The organism is bacterium (genome assembly GCA_040757115.1).
Classification (GTDB): domain Bacteria; phylum UBA9089; class CG2-30-40-21; order CG2-30-40-21; family SBAY01; genus JBFLXS01.
The window spans coordinates 1-3,835 of record JBFLYA010000312.1; the positions used below are offsets into that span (position 1 = coordinate 1).

Sequence of the window (3,835 nt, forward strand, 5' to 3'; positions counted from 1 at the left end):
TAAAAAATTCACTTGTATCCGAACATACTATTTTTGTGCCTTTTTAGGGATATAAGTCAAGAAAAATATTTTTAAAAAAACTTAATTTTTTACTTGACATTTCACCATAAGACTTTGTGAGCCGCAGACTCATGCCCGTTTCTCTTAACCTCAACCTTCTCCTTTATAACCCCAATATCTTTAAAATCTCCTCTATGATATCTTTCTTAACAACCATTCCAATAACCTGGTTTTCTTCTACCACCGGGATGCTCTGGATACCGTATTCAACCATAAGAGACACGGCTTCATTTATTGTATCTTCAGGAGAGAGAGTTATCGGGCTGGTACTCATTATTGCCCGTATAGAAGGGATGCCCAAAAAAGCCTCTGTCTCTAACATCCTTGTTCCGGACAGTCCATGAAATAAGATTAATTTAAGCAAATCTGTTTGTGAAACAATCCCAATTATTTCATTCTTTTCATCTAAAACCGGGAAGGCGACATAATCATACATCTCAACATTGGTCACAAACTCAAGAAAATTACTATCCTCTTTCACCGTCACGACATCTTTGCTCATTATCTCTTTAACCTTCCTCTTACCTAATTCTCCACATTTTTCTACCAGTTCATTCAAATTTACTTCATTCATTTTAAATCACGCTCCTTTAATTTGTAACTACTTCGCCATCTGAAGTGAAACAACAGACAATGGTTGTCAGATTCAAGGTTCAAGGAGTAAGGGAGAAAATACGCTCCCTTGTTCCTTGAACCTACTGTCTTACAAATAGTTACCGTCAGCGTTCATCTATCAGATTTTAAGAAAATTATACCTTCTCCGAAAGAAGACAAGTAGAATCATAACTTTGCTGATACCTTGATTTTCCTAATCTTGCTGACCGCTGAACGTTTACTAATTACCTTTATTCACAATCACCTAACGACAGACCGTGTAAAAACTCCAGTATCATTATAACATTTATGGTATAAATTTTCAACAGAAAATTTTGTTGACAGGATGACCGAGAATTACAGAGAAGCAAAAATTTTCATCTAAATTTACTTAAGCGTTCAGCCATCAGTTGTCAGCATTCAGTTTTTGAATGAACACCGTTAACATAGGTTTAATTTCGGTTACTTCACCCATACTTTTATCTGATTTTTCCTGTTCTCAGTTCGCTTTTTTAGCTAAAAGATAGCTAAATGCTGACAACTGATGGTTGACTGCTGAACGCTTACGATATTTTTAAAAAATTCTCGGTCAGCCTCTTGACAAATTAGTTTATTTATGTTACCTTATATTTGCTGGAGTTTCGTTAATTTAAGGAGCCATTGAGGCTATCTGAATCCTTATCAATCTGTTTATTTTGCTCAAAGATGGCAAAATTAGGCTCAAAAGCCTGATGATTTTTTTGCAACTTATCCTTTGAAGTTGAGTTGATAAAAAATGCTTCACCTATTTTCTTCCCTTTGTGTCCTTTGCGTTAGTACTTTGTGCCCTTTGTGGTTTATCCTTTTTTAACCGCAAAGAACGCAAAGAAATCGACCGCAAAGAACGCAAAGATTAAAGGAGAAAGGAATCATAGAAAATTCACGAAACTCCAGTTGAGTACAACAACATTAAATTGATTAACAAATCTGTCTTCTCTATTCCTCTGCATCTCTGCAGTGAATTACTATCTGAATGGTTATGATAATTAGAATTGCTGGGAGGTCGCAAAAGTTTGTTGACAAAACGGCGAAATTTTGTTAGAGTATAACACTGGGTAATTATTTACCCAGGTGAAGTGAAACAGGTAGGCTCAAAGAGCAAGGAAGATTATTTTCTACCTTGCTCCTTGAACCTAACAATCATTACCTGTTGTTTCACCTGAAAATAAGGAAGTAGAAAGTAGAGAGTAGAAAGTAAAGAAAACATCACTCCTCACGCCTATCTCCTTACCTCCTACCTTCTATCTCCTACCACTATTTTCATCCTCCTTTGTGTCCACCCTGTGGACATGGTCGTTTCACCTGAAAATAGACTACAGACCATAGACCATAGACTATAGACCAAGGAACCGATGAAAAGCAAGTTTATTTCCCCTTAACAAAGGGGGTGAGGGGGTTGTATTCCCCTCTTGAGACTTATCGTTACCCACAAGTCCAAATATAGTTAATTGACAATTATCAATTAGCCATTATCAATTCACAATTAATATTTGATGTTGACAAAATTAACAAATAATGGTCAATTGTAAATTGTCAATTGTTAATTATTGGGGGCTACATATCTCTGTTATTTCGCAGTACTTCCCCTCAAAAATCTTCCCTCTCAAAATGTGGGTAACGATAAGTCTTGAGAGGGGCGTAGAGGTGTGTTATATTTCACCTGAAAATGTTCATAAGTTGTTGTAATTGTTTGATTTACAAAACTACATTTTCATCGTCATTTGTGCCCTGCAAGGGCATAAGCGTTTCACCTGAAAATATCCGCAGATTTCGCAGAGGACACAGATTTTTAATTTTTTATCTCCCCCACTGAAAATAAGTGTCAGTGATTAGTCTCAGTGTCAGTTAAGGAATTCAATCTTTCTTCACTGACACTGATACTGTTCACTAACACTGGATGTTATAGTAGTTATTAGTCAAATTTTTACTCAGAGTGGATAAGGAAAAAATCCCAAATCCCAAGCACCAAATCTCAAATAAGCACCAAATTTCAAGTAATAAATACCAAACTATGGGGGTAATGTTTTGAATTTTGGTCATTCGAATTTGTTTGGAATTTGGAATTTGTGATTTGGAATTTCAGAGCCATATCTATGTCAAATTTCGATTAATAAGTGCTATATTTTCATCTCCCTTTGTGTCCCGCAGGGACATGCGGGTTTCACCATAAATGGCTGAATAGTGATAATAGTGGAGGTGAGATGAATGACGCAAAAGCAAATTAATAACTCAATACTTACTTTAGTTCAAGGGGATATTACTCAGGAGACAACAGATGTCATTGTTAATGCGGCTAACCCGGGCTTAATGGGGGGCGGTGGTGTTGATGGTGCTATTCATCGTGTCGGGGGAAGTGCTATCCTTGAGGAATGTAAGAAGATTCGCTCTGCACAGGGACTTCTGCCTACAGGTAAGGCAGTGATTACTACGGCAGGTAATCTCACCGTTAAATATGTTATTCATACGGTTGGACCTATCTGGCAGGGTGGTAGTCAAGGAGAACCAGAATTACTCCGTAGTTGTTATCTTGAAAGCCTGAAGGTCGCAGTGGCAAATAACTGTTCTTCGATTGCATTTCCATCTATCAGCACCGGCGTCTATGGTTATCCGGTAGAAAAAGCCGCACCCATTGCCCTTAAGGCGGTCATTGATTTCCTGAAAGCGAATACCTCCATTAGGGAAGTTCGATTTGTGTTATTTGATTCACGGACATTCAATACTTATCTCGAGGCACTCGTGCCTTTTCAAGAATAATTGTAAAATCCTTTACCGCAGAGACGCAGAGAAACAGAGAAGAAAATATCTTTTTTTCGTGTTTTTCGGTATTTAAAAGGGCTTAAAAACAGTTAGTCGAAAGTAAGTATTAAAAGATTGATAAACAACGAAAGACTCGAAATGCACAAAAAAAGGGAATTTCTCTCTCTGGTGAATAGATTTTAATTTTTTCTCTGCGTCTCTGTGGCATCTTGCGGTGAACGGTTACAAGAATTCCCGAATCCCGAAATCCGAACCCCGATTTTTAGGAGAAACGGTCATGAGTCTGCGACTCACAAAGTCTTATGGTGAAATGTCAAGTAAAAAATTAAGTTTTTTTAAAAATATTTTTCTTGACTTATATCCCTAAAAAGGCACAAAAATAGTA

Annotated in this window: 2 protein-coding genes; one reads left to right on the forward strand and one right to left on the reverse strand. The window is 37.1% G+C overall.

The window, feature by feature from the left end; all coding sequences use genetic code 11:
- Nucleotides 1-163: 163 nt before the first annotated feature.
- A complete protein-coding gene (locus AB1422_17705; protein ID MEW6621139.1) occupies nt 164-634 on the reverse strand; it encodes a CBS domain-containing protein in 471 nt (156 codons plus the stop codon).
- A gap of 2,264 nt (nt 635-2,898) precedes the next feature.
- Here AB1422_17705 and AB1422_17710 point away from each other — a divergent pair.
- Nucleotides 2,899-3,447: an O-acetyl-ADP-ribose deacetylase gene (locus AB1422_17710; GenBank protein ID MEW6621140.1), complete on the forward strand. Its 549-nt coding sequence runs from the start codon at nt 2,899-2,901 to the stop codon at nt 3,445-3,447.
- The last annotated feature ends 388 nt before the right edge of the window (nt 3,448-3,835 follow it).

Excerpts from the sequence above, each read along its gene's own strand:
- AB1422_17705 (MEW6621139.1), bottom strand. The coding sequence starts at position 634 with ATGAATGAAGTAAATTTGAATGAACTGGTAGAAAAATGTGGAGAATTA.
- AB1422_17710 (MEW6621140.1), top strand. The coding sequence starts at position 2,899 with ATGACGCAAAAGCAAATTAATAACTCAATACTTACTTTAGTTCAAGGG.